General features: G+C 64.4%; 13 protein-coding genes. 5 read left to right on the top strand and 8 right to left on the bottom strand.

Translation table 11 applies throughout. The annotated features are described in order from the left end of the window. Positions 1-140: 140 nt before the first annotated feature. On the bottom strand, positions 141-857 hold the full coding sequence (locus XI02_RS01125; RefSeq protein ID WP_172646189.1) for a YggS family pyridoxal phosphate-dependent enzyme: 717 nt from the start codon (positions 855-857) through the stop codon (positions 141-143). A 108-nt stretch (positions 858-965) separates the two neighbouring features. On the opposite strand from XI02_RS01125, the gene XI02_RS01120 reads away from it, so the two are divergent. The 4 genes from XI02_RS01120 to holA all read left to right on the top strand — a co-directional run bounded on the left by XI02_RS01120 (position 966) and on the right by holA (position 7,268). Further along, on the top strand, positions 966-2,657 hold the full coding sequence (locus XI02_RS01120) for a diguanylate cyclase domain-containing protein (protein ID WP_016841450.1): 1,692 nt from the start codon (positions 966-968) through the stop codon (positions 2,655-2,657). Positions 2,658-3,014: 357 nt separating this feature from the next. Next, the gene (gene leuS / locus XI02_RS01115; RefSeq protein WP_172646190.1) at positions 3,015-5,684 is read left to right on the top strand and encodes a leucine--tRNA ligase; all 2,670 of its coding nucleotides are present in this window, start codon (positions 3,015-3,017) and stop codon (positions 5,682-5,684) included. Beyond that, a complete protein-coding gene (gene lptE / locus XI02_RS01110) occupies positions 5,671-6,228 on the top strand; it encodes an LPS assembly lipoprotein LptE (protein WP_069279092.1) in 558 nt (185 codons plus the stop codon). The genes leuS and lptE overlap by 14 nt, the downstream gene beginning before the upstream one ends. Positions 6,229-6,236: 8 nt before the next feature. Further along, complete coding sequence (holA, locus tag XI02_RS01105) at positions 6,237-7,268, top strand: DNA polymerase III subunit delta (RefSeq protein WP_172646191.1); 1,032 nt, start codon at positions 6,237-6,239, stop codon at positions 7,266-7,268. 15 nt (positions 7,269-7,283) lie between these two features. Here holA and XI02_RS01100 read toward each other — a convergent pair whose 3' ends face one another. The 5 genes from XI02_RS01100 to mnmE form a co-directional block, all read right to left on the bottom strand. Further along, on the bottom strand, positions 7,284-8,174 hold the full coding sequence (locus tag XI02_RS01100; protein WP_016841454.1) for a ParB/RepB/Spo0J family partition protein: 891 nt from the start codon (positions 8,172-8,174) through the stop codon (positions 7,284-7,286). A gap of 141 nt (positions 8,175-8,315) precedes the next feature. Next, complete coding sequence (locus tag XI02_RS01095) at positions 8,316-9,167, bottom strand: ParA family protein (RefSeq protein ID WP_026192060.1); 852 nt, start codon at positions 9,165-9,167, stop codon at positions 8,316-8,318. 31 nt (positions 9,168-9,198) lie between these two features. Beyond that, a complete protein-coding gene (gene rsmG / locus XI02_RS01090) occupies positions 9,199-9,864 on the bottom strand; it encodes a 16S rRNA (guanine(527)-N(7))-methyltransferase RsmG (protein WP_172646192.1) in 666 nt (221 codons plus the stop codon). A 135-nt stretch (positions 9,865-9,999) separates the two neighbouring features. Then, entirely contained in the window at positions 10,000-11,883 is a 1,884-nt protein-coding gene (mnmG, locus tag XI02_RS01085; RefSeq protein ID WP_172646193.1) for a tRNA uridine-5-carboxymethylaminomethyl(34) synthesis enzyme MnmG, read from the bottom strand. Between the two features lie 233 nt (positions 11,884-12,116). Next, complete coding sequence (mnmE, locus tag XI02_RS01080; protein WP_172646194.1) at positions 12,117-13,442, bottom strand: tRNA uridine-5-carboxymethylaminomethyl(34) synthesis GTPase MnmE; 1,326 nt, start codon at positions 13,440-13,442, stop codon at positions 12,117-12,119. On the opposite strand from mnmE, the gene XI02_RS01075 reads away from it, so the two are divergent. Next, the gene (locus tag XI02_RS01075; protein WP_245163895.1) at positions 13,342-13,611 is read left to right on the top strand and encodes a hypothetical protein; all 270 of its coding nucleotides are present in this window, start codon (positions 13,342-13,344) and stop codon (positions 13,609-13,611) included. The genes mnmE and XI02_RS01075 overlap by 101 nt on opposite strands. Before the next feature lie 132 nt (positions 13,612-13,743). On the opposite strand, the gene rho is transcribed toward XI02_RS01075, so the two are convergent. Together rho and hemJ are read right to left on the bottom strand one after the other, a co-directional pair. Further along, a complete protein-coding gene (gene rho, locus XI02_RS01070) occupies positions 13,744-15,009 on the bottom strand; it encodes a transcription termination factor Rho (protein WP_016841461.1) in 1,266 nt (421 codons plus the stop codon). A 252-nt stretch (positions 15,010-15,261) separates the two neighbouring features. Continuing rightward, entirely contained in the window at positions 15,262-15,711 is a 450-nt protein-coding gene (hemJ, locus tag XI02_RS01065) for a protoporphyrinogen oxidase HemJ (RefSeq protein ID WP_244980873.1), read from the bottom strand. Between the last annotated feature and the right edge of the window lie 216 nt (positions 15,712-15,927).

Below are 15,927 nucleotides of genomic sequence, written 5' to 3'. Positions count from 1 at the left end.
GCCGCGGCCTTAGAAAAGGGCGCGCGGCGAGACACGCATCCAAACACCGTGATCCCCGCGCAAAGGCTTTGCCTTTGCGCGGGGATCACGGTTCTGATGACGGCAAGCCTCCGTGTGATTCTGGCGGACACCAGGCGACACTAGTTATGCGGCACCGTCCGCGTCCCAAAGATCGCCGAGCCCACCCGCACATGGGTCGCGCCCATCTGGATCGCCACCGCGTAATCCGCGCTCATGCCCATCGAGAGATTCGTCAGGCCGTTGCGCGCGGCGATCTTGGCGCAGAGCGCGAAGTGCGGCGCCGGCGCCTGGTCGACCGGCGGGATGCACATCAGTCCCGAGATCGACAGGCCGTGGGTGTCGCGGCAGGCCGCGATGAAGGTGTCCGCGTCCTGCGGCGCGACGCCGGCCTTCTGCGGCTCCTCGCCGGTATTGATCTGGACGAACAGTTGCGGGTGCTTCCCTTGATTTTTGATTTCCTTGGCTAACGCTTCGCAAATGCTGGTGCGATCGACCGAATGGATCGCATCGAACAGCGCGACCGCCTCCTTGGCCTTGTTCGACTGCAACGGCCCGATCAGATGCAGCTGCAATCCCGGATGGGCCTGGATTAGCGCGGGCCATTTGCCTTTGGCCTCCTGCACGCGATTTTCGCCAAATACGCGCTGTCCGGCACCGATAATCGGCAAAATTGCGTCGGCCGCGAACGTCTTCGACACCGCGATCAAGGTCACCGACGCGCGGTCGCGCCGCGCTTCCTTGCAGGCATGGGCGATCTCGCGTTCGACGGCGGCGAGGCCAAAGGCAGGGTCATGTGGTGAACCGGGCGGTAACGGCGTGGTCGGGCTTTGCGTCATGCTTGTGCCGTTCTCTGACAGGTGCGGGGGTTGGCTCGAATTTTACCAAATTCGGGAAAGGCTTTTTGAAGCCCTGCATTCTACCTTGCGCACGGGCAAGGGAATAGAATGTCGGGCGTCACTTTCAACCGCAACCGGGTCAGGCTCAAGAAGGTTCTGGGTATTCGTGCCCGGCTGGCCTTGCTTGCGCTGATGCTGGTCGCGCCCCTGATGCTCGACCGCGTCCGCACGCTGGAAGACTCCCGCAGCAAGCAGATCGCGCAGGCCGCCGCCGGCTATGCCAGCCTCACCGCGCATGCCGCCGAAACCCAGCGCGAGGTGGTCTCCTCGGTCGAGACCATGCTGAAGTCTGCGGCCTATATCCGCGCTTCCGGCGGCATCGCGCAGAGCTGCGAGGTGCTGCGCGCCAGCCTGCCAACGGTCCTGCCCTGGATCCGCAGCATCATGTTCGTCTCGCGGGACGGGCTGGTGCAGTGCTCGACCCTCAACGCCCAGGTCGGCCTCAATGTCGGCGACCGTGACTATTTCAAGAAGGCCCAGGACAACCGCGGCTTCGTGTTCAGCGACTATCTGCGCGGCAGAACCAATGGCCGCCCGATGATGATGGCCGCCTATCCGGTGGCCGCGATCAATCCGGAGCAGGATGCCGTCGTCGTCGCCGGCATCAACATCGACTGGCTGTCGCAGATCATGGCCAATCTCGGCGGCCAGCCCGGCATGTCGGCCGTTCTCGTCGACTCTACCGGCGTCGTGATCGCCGCGCCCGCGGATCACGCGAGCCTGATCGGCCGCTCGCTCGACACCATCCCGTTGATGGCCGCGATCGCCGAAAAGGCGCTGAGCTATGACGAACCATCCGGCTCGGTGTCGTTCACGGCGTCCGACGGCGCGCAGCGCACGCTGAGCTTCGCGCGCATCGCCGGCACGCAATCCCGGCTGATCGTGAGCATGGACGAAGCCAAGGTGACGGCGGCGATCAACCGCGAGATCCGCACCGCCTATCTGCAGCTCGGCTTCGTCTGCCTGTTCGTCTTGCTGGGTGCCCTGGTCGGCGCCGAGCGGCTCGTCATCCATCCGATCGAGCTGATGACCGGCATGGCGCGGCGGTTCGGCGAGGGCGACTGGTCGGCACGCGTCGCCAAGCACAAGCTGCCGGCGGAATTCGTGCCGCTGGCGCGCGCCTTCAACGCGATGGCGGCGCAGCTCAGCCAGCGCGAGCGCGAGCTCGTCGCCTCCAACGATCGTCTCACCGTGATGGCCTCGATCGACGCGCTGTCTGGCCTTGCCAACCGCCGCGGCTTCCAGAGCCGGCTCGACTTCGAGTGGATGCGGGCGCAGCAATATGAATGCGAGCTGTCGCTGATGATGATCGATGTCGATCACTTCAAGCTCTACAACGACACCTACGGCCATCCCGAAGGCGATGCCTGCCTGACCCGGATCGGCGAAGTGCTGTCCGGGATCGCCGCCGACACCATGGGCTTCGCCGGCCGCTATGGCGGCGAGGAATTCTGCCTGTTGCTGCCGAACACCGACGCCGCGCATGCGCTCGCGATCGGCGAAACCGTGCGCACCGCCGTACTCGGCCTCGCCGTGCCGCATGCATCCTCGAGCCATTGCGTCGTCACCGTCAGCGTCGGCGTCGCGACGACCAAGCCGAACGAGACCCAGCGCCCCGGCGATCTGATCGAAGCCGCCGACGCCGCGCTCTACGCAGCCAAGCGCCGCGGCAGGAATGCCGTGATCGAGCACGGCTTCCTGCAGACGCTGGACGAAGCCGGCATGGCGCTGGCGAGCTGAGATCGTACGTGGTCGAGCGGCGCGATGAGCGCGGAACCATGACCATCGGCGACGCCGCCTATTCAGCGTCGTCCTGGCGAAGGCCAGGACCCATTACCCCCACCGTTTATCATTGCGCGAAGCGGGGGCCACGATCCCTTCCTCGACAAAGCCCTGTGGTTATGGGTCCTGGCCTTCGCCAGGACGACGAGGAGGCTGCAGACGGCGCCCCTGCGACAGCGGCAGGGCGGCTACGCGACGGGATGGGGCGTTTGCAGACCCCAAGCCGTTGACCGCGCAGGCGCTTTTGTGGCCTAGTCCGCCGTCCCCGGATGGGACCCGAAAATCACCAAAGCCACCCAAAATCCTTGCGATTTCATGACCGCCGAACGCTATAACGCCCGTGAATCCGAACCCCGCTGGCAGCGCCTGTGGGACGAAAAGGCGATCTTCGCCTCCAAGAACGACGATCCGCGGCCGAAATACTACGTGCTCGAGATGTTCCCCTACCCGTCGGGGCGCATCCATATCGGCCATGTCCGCAACTACACGCTCGGCGACGTGCTGGCGCGCTTCATGCGCGCCAGGGGCTACAACGTGCTGCACCCGATGGGCTGGGACGCGTTCGGCCTGCCGGCGGAGAATGCCGCGATCGAGCGCAAGGTGGCGCCGAAAGCCTGGACCTACGACAACATCGCCGCGATGAAGAAGCAGCTGCGGTCGATCGGGCTGTCGCTCGACTGGTCGCGCGAGTTCGCGACCTGCGACCCCAGCTACTACAAGCATCAGCAGAAGATGTTTTTGGACATGCTGCGCGCCGGCCTCGCCGAGCGCGAGAAGCGCAAGCTGAACTGGGATCCGGTCGACATGACCGTGCTCGCCAACGAGCAGGTGATCGACGGCCGCGGCTGGCGCTCGGGCGCCGTCGTCGAGCAGCGCGAAATGAGCCAGTGGGTCTTCAAGATCACGAAGTACTCGCAGGAGCTCCTGGAAGCGCTGGATGGTCTCGACCGCTGGCCCGACAAGGTGCGGCTGATGCAGCGCAACTGGATCGGCCGCTCCGAGGGCCTGCTGATCCGCTTCGCGCTGGATGCGGCGACAACGCCGGCCGGCGAAAGCGAGCTGAAGATCTTCACCACCCGGCCGGACACGCTGTTCGGCGCCAAGTTCATGGCGATCTCGGCGGATCATCCGCTGGCGGTCGCCGCCGCCGCGAAGAACCCGAAGCTCGCCGAGTTCATCGCCGACATCAAGAAGATCGGCACCGCGCAGTCGATCATCGACACCGCCGAGAAGCAGGGTTTCGACACCGGCATCAAGGCGGTGCATCCGTTCGATCCGAACTGGAAGCTGCCGGTCTATGTCGCGAACTTCGTGCTGATGGAATACGGCACCGGCGCCATCTTCGGCTGCCCGGCGCACGACCAGCGCGACCTCGACTTCGTCAACAAGTACAATCTCGGCAACACGCCGGTGGTCTGCCCCGAGGGCCAGGACCCGAAGACGTTCGTCATCACCGACGTCGCCTATGACGGCGACGGCCGCATGATCAATTCGCGCTTTCTCGACGGCATGACGATCGAAGCGGCGAAGGAAGAGATCGCCAAGCGGCTGGAAAGCGAAGTCCGCGCCTTGCCAGGGGAAGGAAGGTTGGCGCCGGTCGGCGAGCGGCAGGTGAATTTCCGCCTGCGCGACTGGGGCATTTCGCGCCAGCGCTATTGGGGCTGCCCGATCCCAGTGATCCACTGCCCGACGTGCGACGTGGTGCCGGTGCCTGACAACCAGCTGCCGGTGACGCTGCCGGAGGATGTCAGCTTCGACAAGCCGGGCAACGCGCTCGACCATCATCCGACCTGGAAGCATGTGACTTGCCCCAAGTGCGGCGGCAAGGCCGTGCGCGAGACCGACACGATGGACACCTTCGTGGACTCGTCGTGGTACTTCGCGCGCTTCACCGACCCGTGGAACGAGACCGCGCCGACCACGCCCGCGGTCGCCAACCGGATGATGCCGGTCGACCAGTATATCGGCGGCGTCGAGCACGCGATCCTGCATCTGCTCTACAGCCGCTTCTTCACCCGCGCGATGAAGGCGACCGGTCACATCGACATGAGCGAGCCGTTCGCCGGCATGTTCACCCAGGGCATGGTGGTGCACGAGACCTACCAGAAGGCCGATGGCAGCTGGGTCACGCCGGCCGAGGTGAAGATCGAGGTCGGCGGCAACGGCCGCCGCGCGGTGCTGATGGCGACCGGCGAGGACGTCGCGATCGGCCCGATCGAGAAGATGTCGAAGTCGAAGAAGAACACCGTCGACCCCGACGACATCATCGCGAGCTACGGTGCCGACGTCGCGCGCTGGTTCATGCTGTCGGATTCGCCGCCGGACCGCGACGTGATCTGGAGCGACGAGCGCGTGCAGGGCGCCTCGCGCTTCGTGCAGCGGCTGTGGCGGCTGGTGAACGAATCGGCCGAGATCGCCAAGACTGCCGACACCAAGACGGCGCCGGCGGCCCGGCCCGCAACGTTCGGGCCCGAGGCATTGGCGCTGCGCAAGGCGGCCCATGGCGCGCTCGACAAGGTGTCGTCCGGCATCGAGCGGCTGCATTTCAACGTGTGTCTCGCCCATATCCGCGAATTCGCCAATGCACTGTCCGAGGTGCTGGCGAAAGGCGACAAGCCGGCGCCGGACCTGGCTCCAGATGTTTCTTGGGCGGTCAAGGAGGCCGCGACCATCCTGGTGCAGCTGTTCTCGCCGATGATGCCGCATCTGGCCGAGGAGTGCTGGGTGGTTCTGGGCCAGACCGGGCTGGTTTCCGAGGCCGATTGGCCACAAATCGAGCGCGATTTGCTGGTCGAGGACAGCGTGACCCTGGTCGTCCAGGTCAACGGTAAAAAACGAGGTGATGTTACCGTGCCACGGGCGGCGCAAAATGCGGATATAGAGGCTGCCGTTTTGGCGCTCGATGCGGTAAAAGCCGCCTTGGGCGGCAAACCCGTCCGCAAGGTGATCGTGGTGCCCATGAGGATCGTCAATGTTGTCGGCTAGGATCAGGATCGCCGCCCGGCTCGTGGCCGTGGCTGCCTTGGCCGCGCTGACGGCCGGATGCTTCCAGCCGATGTATGCCGAGCGCACCCTCGACGGCCAGTCGTCCGCGCTGCGCGAGAAGCTGATGGGCGTCGAGGTTCCGCCGGTCGACAAGCCGAACGCCTCGCGCGAGGCCCGGGTCGGCGTCGAGGTCCGCAACGCCCTCGCCTTCAAGCTCTACGGCACCGCCACCGGCGCACCGCCGACGCATCGGCTGGTGCTGCGGTTCACCACCAGCCGCTCCTCGCTGATGATCGACCAGGCCACCGCGCTGCCGACCAGCGAGAATTACGGCATCGACGCCCAGTTCAACCTGATCGAAATCGCGTCGAACAAGTCGGTGATGACCGGCACCACGTTCTCGCGCGTGTCCTATGACATGCCCGGCTCCTACCAGCGTTTCGCCCGTGCCCGCGCCTTCCGCGACGCCGAGGACCGCGCCGCGCAGGAGATCGCCGACAACATCCAGACCCGGCTCGCCTCCTTCTTCTCCACCGGAACCTGATCGACGCATTGGTCGCGCTTCGCGGAAAAGAGATCGACAGCTTCCTCGCCCGGCCTGACGCCGGTCGTCCGATCATCCTGCTGTACGGCCCGGACTTAGGCCTGGTGCGCGAGCGCGCCGATGCGCTGATGGCCTCCGCGGTCGACGATCCCAACGACCCATTCTCGCTGGTGCGGCTCGATGGCGACGAGCTCGCCGCCGAACCGTCGCGGCTGGTCGACGAGGCCATGACGGTGCCGCTGTTCGGCGGCCGCCGCGCCATCCGCGTCCGCGCGGGCTCGCGCAACTTCTCAAGCGGCGTCGAGACGCTGACCGAGACCACCGCGCTCAGGGATTGCCGCATCGTGATCGAGGCCGGCGAGCTCAGGCCGGAATCGCCGCTGCGCAAGATCTGCGAGCGCGCCAAGAATGCGGTGGCGATCGGCTGCTATCCCGACACCGAGCGCGACCTGACCAAGCTGATCGAGGACGAGCTGCGCGTATCGAATCTGCGGCTCGCGCAGGATGCGCGCGCGGTGCTGATGTCGCTGCTCGGCGGCGACCGCATGGCCTCGCGCAACGAGCTGCGCAAGCTTGCGCTGTTCGCGCACGGCAAGGGCGAGATCACGCTCGAGGACGTCATGACCGTGGTGTCCGACGCCTCCGAGCTGAAGCTCGACCCGATCGTCGACGGCGCCTTCGCCGGCAATGCCGCGCTGGTCGAGAGCGAGTTCACGAAAGCAATGGTCGCCGGCACCTATCCCGGCGTGATCATCTCGGCCGCGCAGCGCCAGGCGGCATGGCTGCACAAATCGGCGCTGGCGATCGCGGACGGCACGCCGGCATCAGCCGTGCTCGAGGGCGGATTTCCGCGGCTGCACTTCTCGCGCAAACCCGCGGTCGAAATCGCGCTGCGCAATTTCACACCGCCTAGGCTGGTGAACGTGATCGATCAGCTCGCCACCGCGGCGCTGGACATGCGCAAGCAGGCCTCGCTCGCCGCCGTGATCGCGCAGCGCGCGCTGCTCTCGATCGCGGCGAATGCGAAGCGGCGGGGGTGACCCCGGCCGAAACCGCTAACCACCCTCCAGCCGCCGCACCACCTCGTCGAGCTGCTCGAGGTTGCGGTAGCTGATCTGGACGGTGCCGCCGGGATCGCGATGGCTGACGGTGACGGCAAGGCCGAGCGCATCGCTGACGCGCTTCTCCAGCGCCAGGGTGTCGGCATCCTTGTCCACCTTGGCCGCGCTGCCACTGCGCGCCTTCTGCGGCTTGCGCTCCGGCACGCCCTCCTCATGCGCCAGCGCCTCGGCCTGGCGGACGTTGAGGCCTTCGGCGACGATCCGCTTCGCAGCAGTGAGCGGATCCGGCACGCCGATCAGCGCGCGAGCGTGGCCGGCGGAGAGATCGCCCTTCGAGATCAGCGCCTGCACCTCGGCGGGCAGCTTGGTCAGCCGCATCATGTTGGCAACATGGCTGCGGCTCTTGCCGACGATCTTGGCGATGTCTTCCTGGCTGCGTTTGAACTCGTCGGCGAGCGCGTGATAGCCCTGCGCCTCTTCCATCGCATTGAGGTCTTCGCGCTGGACGTTCTCGATGATCATGATCTCGAGCGCGTCGGAATCGGAGACCTCGACCGGCACGATCGGCACTTCGTGCAGGCCGGCGAGTTGCGAGGCACGCCAGCGGCGCTCGCCGGCGATGATCTCGTAGCGGTCCTGCGCGCCCTTGATCGCGCGCACCACGATCGGCTGGATCACGCCGCGCTGGCGAATCGAATCGGCGAGCTCGCCGAGCTCGGTATCGGCGAAGGTGCGCCGCGGGTTGCGCGGGTTGGCCTTGAGGAATTCGATCGGCACCTTGCGCTGGTTGCGCGGCCGCTCCACATGCGCGGCCGCCTCGCCGCCGACATCTCCGATCAGGCTTGCCAGCCCGCGCCCCAGTCGCGAACGCGCTTCATCGGCCATTGTTGCGAGCTCCCTTGGATTCACACGCAGTACTCCAGACTTGAATTTCAGAATCACAGGATGGGCCGCGCGCGGCAAAACCCATCGCTCTCGTTGCGTGCCAGGACGGAGTTCGCTTCGCGGCGCCCATCCTGCGCATCGTCAAAGCGTGCGCAGCTCGCGCTCGCGCTGGATCACTTCGGTGGCGAGCTTGAGATACGCATCGCTGCCGGCGCATTTGAGGTCGTAGACCAGGACCGGCTTGCCGTAGGACGGCGCCTCGGAGATACGCACGTTGCGCGGGATCATGGTGTCGTAGACCTTGTCGCCCATGAACTGGCGCACGTCGGCAACCACCTGGTTGGAGAGGTTGTTGCGCGAGTCGAACATGGTCAGCACGATGCCGTGGATCGACAGGTTCGGATTGAGCGTCGAGCGCACCTGCTCCACGGTCTGCAGCAATTGCGACAGACCTTCGAGCGCGAAGAACTCGCATTGCAGCGGCACCAGGATCGCGTCCGACGCCGCCATCGCATTCACCGTGAGCAAATTGAGCGAGGGCGGGCAGTCGATCAATACATAGGTGTAGTCGGCTTCCGGCGAGACGTTGTTGTTCAATCCTGCGATCGCATCGCGCAGCCGGAACGCGCGGCCCGGCGTGGTGCCGAGCTCGAGCTCGAGACCGGAGAGATCCATGGTGGAAGCGGCGATATGCAGCCGCGGCACTGCGGTCGCGACCACGGCATCGCGCAGCGGCGCCTCGCCGATCAGCACGTCATAGGTCGAGCAGCTGCGGTTGCGGCGATCGATGCCGAGGCCGGTCGAGGCGTTGCCCTGCGGATCGAGATCGACGATCAGGACGCGCTCGCCAATCGCAGCGAGTGCGGTGCCAAGATTGATCGCTGTGGTGGTCTTGCCGACGCCGCCCTTCTGGTTGGCGAGCGACAGGATGCGCGGATGGCCAGGCGGCTGGGACGCCTTATCCTCTTGATAAACCTCGTCCATCACAGTCATACCAAAATACCATTTGCTCTCGCGGAGTCCCCTAGCGCCGCTCGATTGACCCGAGTTCGACGATCCAACCCTGTCCGCCGGTCAGGCTGGCGTGTAGCTTTGGCTCAATAATCCAATATTTAGTGGCTTCGGTCAATTCGGCCTCTACATCTTGACCCTTCAAAAACAGCGCCTTGGCGCCGTTTTTGACCCACGGCTCCGCAAAGCCGATGAGTTGATGTAACGGAGCCAGCGCCCGCGCGGTGACGCAATCGATGGGCCCCGGGATTCTATCCACAGTATCCCCGATATCAGCCAGATGCACCGTCCCCGGCGACGCCGTCACCCGTATCGCCTCGCGCAAGAATGCCGCCTTCTTGGCGATTCGCTCAACCAAATGAATCGACGCGCCCGGGGTCTCGGCCAGCGCGCAGGCCAGCACGACGCCGGGAAAGCCGCCGCCGCTGCCGAGGTCGACCCAGGACTTCGCCGTCGGCGCCAGGCTCAGAAGCTGCAGCGAATCGGAGACGTGGCGGGTCCAGAGGGCGGGCAGCGTCGATGGCGCGACGAGATTGGTCTTGGCCTGCCACGCCAGGAGGAGGGCGATGTAGCGATCGAGCCGCGCCTCTGTTTCACGTGAAACAGGTGTCAGCGCGAGCGCCGCGGCCTTGTCCTTGGCAGAGACGCTGAGTTCGGCGGATTGCGAATTGGAAGCCATTCTCTGGAATGCCGATCGAGCTCGCCGTTGCGAGCGAAGCGAAGCAATCCATGGTGCCACCTGAGGAAGCGATGGATTGCTTCGTCGCTTCCGCTGCTCGCTACGACCGAGCCGCCTCTCGTTTCACGTGAAACGTTACGCCGATGCCTTTGCAGCCTTCCGCCTCGCCTCGCGCCGCAGATAGGCCGCCAGAATGCCCAGCGCCGCCGGCGTCATACCGTCGATCCGGCCCGCCTGCCCGACCGTCCGCGGCTGCGCCTTCTGCAACTTGGCGCGTGCCTCGTTCGAAAGACCGGGGACATCGGCATAGTCGACGTCGGCCAGAACCAGACCTTCGTCACGCCGGAAGGCATCGACATCGGCGGTCTGGCGCTTCAGATAGACATCGTATTTGGCATCGATCTCGAGATGCACCGCGATCGCAGGGTCAATGGCCGACAGCTCCGGCCAGATCGCCTGGACCGCGGGCCACTCTATCTCAGGGTAAGCCAGCAGCTCGAAGGCCGACCGGCGATGGCCGTCGCGGTTGAGCGCGAGCCCGTGCTTGGCGGCCTCATTCGGCGTGATCGCGAGCGACTTCGCCAACCGCTTGGCCGCCTCCAACGCCGCCATCTTGGTCCGATGGCGCTCGGCGCGCGCCGTTCCAACGCATCCGAGTGCAACGCCCTTGTCGGTCAGGCGCTGGTCGGCATTGTCGGCCCGCAGCGTCAGCCGGTACTCGGCGCGCGAGGTGAACATGCGATACGGCTCGGCGATCCCGCGGGTCACGAGATCGTCGATCATCACCCCGAGATAACCGTCGGCGCGGTCGAACACGATCGGATCGGCGCGGCCGGCAGCGAGAGCGGCATTGAGCCCGGCAACAACGCCCTGCCCCGCCGCCTCCTCATAACCCGTGGTGCCATTGATCTGGCCGGCCAGGAAGAGCCCGCGCAGACGCTTGGTCTGCAGGGTCGGATCAAGCTCGCGCGGGTCGACATGGTCGTATTCAATCGCGTAGCCCGGCCGAACCATCTTCACCCGCTCGAGACCGGGAATGCTGGCGAGGATCGCGAGCTGGACCTCTTCCGGCAGCGAGGTCGAGATGCCGTTCGGATAGACCGTGGTGTCGTCGAGCCCTTCCGGCTCCAGGAAGATCTGATGGCCGTCGCGGTCGCCGAAGCGGACGATCTTGTCCTCGATCGAGGGGCAATAGCGCGGTCCGGAACTCTTGATCTGACCGGAATACATCGGCGAGCGATGCACATTGGCCCGGATCGCCTCATGGGTCGCGGGCGTGGTCCGGGTGATGCCGCACTGGATCTGCGGGGTCGTGATCCGGTCAGTCATGACCGAAAACGGCTCCGGCGGCTCATCTCCGGGCTGCATTTCGACCGCGGCCCAGTCGATCGTGGTGCCGTCGAGGCGCGGCGGCGTCCCGGTCTTGAGCCGACCGAGCACAAACCCTGCCCGTTCGAAGGAAGCAGACAGACCCATGGCCGGCGCCTCGCCGACCCGGCCTGCCGGCCAATTCTTCTCCCCGAGATGGATCAGACCGCGCAGAAAGGTGCCGGTCGTGATGACAACCGCACCCGCCGACAACCGGCGACCATCGCCCAGGCAAATGCCGGTCACGCGACCATCGGCGACGACCAGTTCATCCGCCTCGCCTTCGATGACGCTGAGGTTCGCGGTCTCGGTGATCGCCGCCTGCATCGCCGCGGCGTAGAGCTTGCGGTCAGCCTGGGCCCGGGGGCCACGGACCGCCGGACCCTTCCGGCGATTGAGCATGCGAAACTGGATGCCGCCGGCATCGGCCACCCGGCCCATCAGACCATCCAGCGCGTCGACTTCGCGGACCAGATGGCCCTTGCCGAGCCCCCCGATGGCGGGATTGCACGACATCGCGCCAATGGTCGCGAAACGATGGGTCACCAAGGCGGTCTTTGCACCCATCCGGGCAGAAGCGCTCGCGGCTTCGCAGCCGGCATGGCCGCCGCCGATGACGATGACGTCAAATGAGTCTGCCCTGGAAATCATGGCGGGACTTCTATCGTGGAGTCATGAAAGCCGGAAGAACGAAGTTGGGATCGCCTCTCTGAGACTGAAGCCCGAGGCAAATATGGATTGCTTCGCTTCTCTCGCAACGACGGATGGAGCTGTTTCACGTGAAACAGTGCGGCTGTCTGACCGGCAATTGTTTCACGTGAAACAGGACGAGGGTTCCTTAACCCGATCGAAACCATGTTTCACGTGAAACAGATGGGCGGCCGCTACTTCCCGACGCAGAATTCGCGGAAGATGACATCCAGAATGTCTTCAACATCCACCCGGCCGAGCAGACGACCGAGCGAGTAGGCGGCGCGGCGGAGTTCCTCCGCCGCCAGCTCTTCGCCCTGCCCGACCACGTCGATGCTGCGCTGGAGAGATTCGACGGTCTCCTGCAGCAAACCACGCTGCCGCGTCCGACTGATCAAGCCGCCTTCGCTGGTTCCAAAATAGTCCTGAGCGAACCCGACCAACGCTGCGATGAGTTCTGACAACCCGTCGCCACGAGCAGCCGAGATCCTGAATTCCGGATAACTGCCGCCCTCACCCATCGTGGTCCTGACGATGTCGATCTTGTTCCGCACCAGCCAGGTCGGCGTCGCGCCGCCATGTCCCGCCTTCGCATCGCCGCTGTCGGCAAGCCACAGCACCAGGTCCGCCTCCGCGGCGCGGGCGCGGGCGCGGCGGACACCCTCCTGCTCGACCGGGTCATCGGTCTCGCGGATGCCGGCGGTGTCGATGACCGTCACCGGATAGCCGTCGAGATCGAGCTGCACCTCGATCACATCGCGGGTCGTGCCGGCATGCGGCGAGACGATCGCGACCTCGCGCTTGGCGAGCTGATTGATCAGGGTCGATTTGCCGACATTCGGCGGACCGGCGATCGCGACCACGAGGCCGTCGCGCAGCCGCTCGCTTTGCCCCTGCCCTGCAAGGACTTGCTTGATCTCCTCATGCAGCGCGCGGATCGTCTCGAGCGCCGGTGCGATCAGCTCGGCCGGCACATCGCCTTCATCGGAGAAATCGATGCCGGCCTCGATCAGCGCCGACGCCGCGATGATCCGCTCGCGCCAGTCCCGCGCGCGGTCGCCGAGCAGCCCCTTCAGCTGGCGCAACGCCTGGCGCCGCTGCCGGTCAGTATCGGCGTGGATCAGGTCGTCCAGGCCCTCAGCCTCAGTCAGGTCGAGCTTGCCGTTCTCGAAGGCCCGCCGGGTAAATTCGCCCGGCTCGGCCGGCCGCACGTTGTCGAATGCCGCGATCGCATCGAACATCGCCGCCAAAACGGCGCGTCCGCCATGGACATGAAATTCGGCGACGTCTTCGCCGGTGGCACTGGCCGGGCCTGGAAACCACAGCACGACAGCGTCATCGATCGGTTGATGGTTCGAATCGTGGAGCAGCGCGCGGGTCGCCAGCCGCGGCATCGGCGTCTTGCCCGCCAGTCCTACAATGACCGACTGGGCCATTGGACCAGACAGCCTGATGATGGCGATCGCACTCGGCGGCCGCCCTGAAGATAACGCGAAGATGGTCTGGTCGCGTGGATGCATCGCCTATTTCTTCCAGCAAATCGGTAAAGGCAATGCCGCGCCGATTTCGCACCCCATCCCGCAAAATGTTGCAACGCAGCATAGCCTGATTTCACTGCAACAGCCGCGCAGCAATTTTGCTGCAGTGTCGTCCAGCTGGATCACAAATCCAAGATATAAATATAAATAATATCAGACGGTTAAATGAAAAATCAGCTCAGAAGGCGGCTCCATTTATGCTGCACTTCGCTGCAGCAAATCCGCAGCATGAAAAAAGGCGCCCCGTTTGTGCGGAGCGCCCTGTGTCTTTTCGACCGTGGCCTCAGGTGTTCATGGAATCGAAGAATTCCGAGTTGCTCTTCGTGTTGCGGAGCTTGTCGAGCAGGAAGTCGATGGCGTCCATGGTGCCCATCGGATTGAGGATGCGGCGCAGGACGTACATCTTCTTGAGCACCTGCGGATCTGTGATCAGCTCCTCCTTGCGGGTGCCGGAACGGGCAATATCGATCGCCGGGAAGGTCCGCTTGTCCGAAACCTTGCGGTCGAGGATCAGTTCGGAGTTACCGGTGCCCTTGAACTCTTCGAAAATGACTTCGTCCATGCGGCTGCCGGTATCGACCAGCGCGGTCGCGATGATGGTCAGCGAACCGCCCTCCTCGATGTTGCGCGCGGCACCGAAGAAGCGCTTCGGCCGCTGCAACGCGTTGGCATCGACACCGCCGGTCAGCACCTTGCCGGATGACGGCACGACGGTGTTGTAGGCGCGGCCAAGGCGCGTGATCGAATCGAGCAGGATCACGACGTCGCGACCGTGCTCGACAAGCCGCTTGGCCTTCTCGATCACCATCTCGGCAACCTGGACGTGACGCACCGCAGGCTCGTCGAAGGTCGACGACACCACCTCGCCCTTCACCGAGCGCTGCATGTCCGTGACTTCTTCCGGACGCTCGTCGATCAGCAGCACGATCAGATAGCAGTCGGGATGATTGGCGGTGATGGAGTGCGCGATGTTCTGCATCAGCACCGTCTTGCCAGTGCGCGGCGGCGCCACGATCAGCGCGCGCTGGCCCTTGCCGATCGGTGCGACGATATCGATCACGCGGGCGGAAAGGTCCTTCTTGGTGGAATCCTCGAGCTCCATGCGGAAACGCTGATTGGGGAACAGCGGCGTGAGGTTGTCGAAATTGACCTTGTGCTTCGACTTTTCCGGATCCTCGAAATTGAGCGTGTTGACCTTCAGCAGCGCGAAATAGCGTTCGCCTTCCTTCGGGCTGCGGATATGGCCTTCGATCGTGTCGCCGGTGCGCAGGCCGAAACGGCGGATCTGCGACGGCGAAACGTAGATGTCGTCGGGGCCGGGCAGGTAGTTCGCGTCGGGCGAACGAAGGAAGCCGAAACCGTCGGACAGCACCTCCACGACGCCCTCGCCGACAATGTCGGTCTCGGCGGCGGCGAGGTTTTTAAGAATTGCGAACATCAGCTCCTGCTTGCGCATGGTGCTGGCATTCTCGACCCCATTCTCTTCCGCAAACGAGACGAGCTCGGCCGGCGTTTTCGATTTGAGGTCCTGGAGTTTGATTTCCCGCATTGGGGTCGTCCTGTGAGGAAGTAAGTAGGGAAGGGGTGCGAGGTGGCTCTGGAAAAAGCGGACGCCAAAGGAAGGTCCGCAGGTCTCAGCCAGGAAAGTGCCGTTTGGGCTTTCAAACCTGATGCGGCGCCGGTCCGAAAAGAACCGGAACGCGACCACATCCGCCTGCGTGGGGTGGGATAAATCCTATATAGAAAATCGATTCGTCCTTCGCAAGAAGGACTGAAGCCTGCGTCTTGAGCATCGTGATATCTAGAGCGGCTTCACCACCACCATGATCACGATCAGGATCATCAGGACCGTCGGCACCTCGTTGATAATACGATAGAATTTCTGGCTACGCTGATTGCGGTCGGCGGCGAAATCCTTCACGCAGCGGGACAAAAAGCCGTGGATACCCGACATGGCGAGCACCAGCGCAAATTTGACGTGAAACCAGCCGGACAGGTACCAGTGTCCGGCCCAGACCAGGAAAAGCCCGGCCAGCCAGGTCACGATCATCGCGGGGTTGATGATCCCCTTCAAAAGCCGCCGCTCCATGACCTTGAAGGTCTCGGACTGCCTGGAGCCGACCTCGGCCTCGCAATGATACACGAACAGCCGCGGCAGATAGAGCATGCCGGCCATCCATGAGATCACGGCGACGATGTGCAGGGCCTTGACCCAGGCATAGATCGGCAGGGCGTTGATCCAGTCGAACATCGCAGTGACGCCTTTCGGGGGAACAGTTCGGGAGGACTCAGCGTTGCGCGCAAGGCTTCGCCAGCGAGGGACGGATACATATCCGCACACACGGCTCTCCTAAACCTAATTAATTTTAGAATCTAAGGTTTGAGTCTTAATGGCAGTGAATTTGACTCATGCAATCCGGTCCAGCGGTTCTTGCGGGCTTGTTCACATCCCTCAACATTCCGCTCG

Source organism: Bradyrhizobium sp. CCBAU 21365 (assembly GCF_015291305.1).
GTDB lineage: Bacteria > Pseudomonadota > Alphaproteobacteria > Rhizobiales > Xanthobacteraceae > Bradyrhizobium > Bradyrhizobium elkanii.
This window is presented reverse-complemented; position numbering and strand designations above follow the sequence as displayed.

Bases quoted from the DNA above. Each gene is read 5' to 3' on its own strand.
- XI02_RS01075 (WP_245163895.1), top strand. From the start codon at position 13,342: ATGACCGACTGGGCCATTGGACCAGACAGCCTGATGATGGCGATCGCA.
- leuS (WP_172646190.1), top strand. From the start codon at position 3,015: ATGACCGCCGAACGCTATAACGCCCGTGAATCCGAACCCCGCTGGCAG.
- lptE (WP_069279092.1), top strand. From the start codon at position 5,671: ATGTTGTCGGCTAGGATCAGGATCGCCGCCCGGCTCGTGGCCGTGGCT.
- mnmE (WP_172646194.1), bottom strand. From the start codon at position 13,442: ATGCATCCACGCGACCAGACCATCTTCGCGTTATCTTCAGGGCGGCCG.
- rho (WP_016841461.1), bottom strand. From the start codon at position 15,009: ATGCGGGAAATCAAACTCCAGGACCTCAAATCGAAAACGCCGGCCGAG.
- XI02_RS01120 (WP_016841450.1), top strand. From the start codon at position 966: ATGTCGGGCGTCACTTTCAACCGCAACCGGGTCAGGCTCAAGAAGGTT.
- mnmG (WP_172646193.1), bottom strand. From the start codon at position 11,883: ATGATTTCCAGGGCAGACTCATTTGACGTCATCGTCATCGGCGGCGGC.
- rsmG (WP_172646192.1), bottom strand. From the start codon at position 9,864: ATGGCTTCCAATTCGCAATCCGCCGAACTCAGCGTCTCTGCCAAGGAC.
- XI02_RS01125 (WP_172646189.1), bottom strand. From the start codon at position 857: ATGACGCAAAGCCCGACCACGCCGTTACCGCCCGGTTCACCACATGAC.
- XI02_RS01100 (WP_016841454.1), bottom strand. From the start codon at position 8,174: ATGGCCGATGAAGCGCGTTCGCGACTGGGGCGCGGGCTGGCAAGCCTG.
- XI02_RS01095 (WP_026192060.1), bottom strand. From the start codon at position 9,167: ATGACTGTGATGGACGAGGTTTATCAAGAGGATAAGGCGTCCCAGCCG.
- hemJ (WP_244980873.1), bottom strand. From the start codon at position 15,711: ATGTTCGACTGGATCAACGCCCTGCCGATCTATGCCTGGGTCAAGGCC.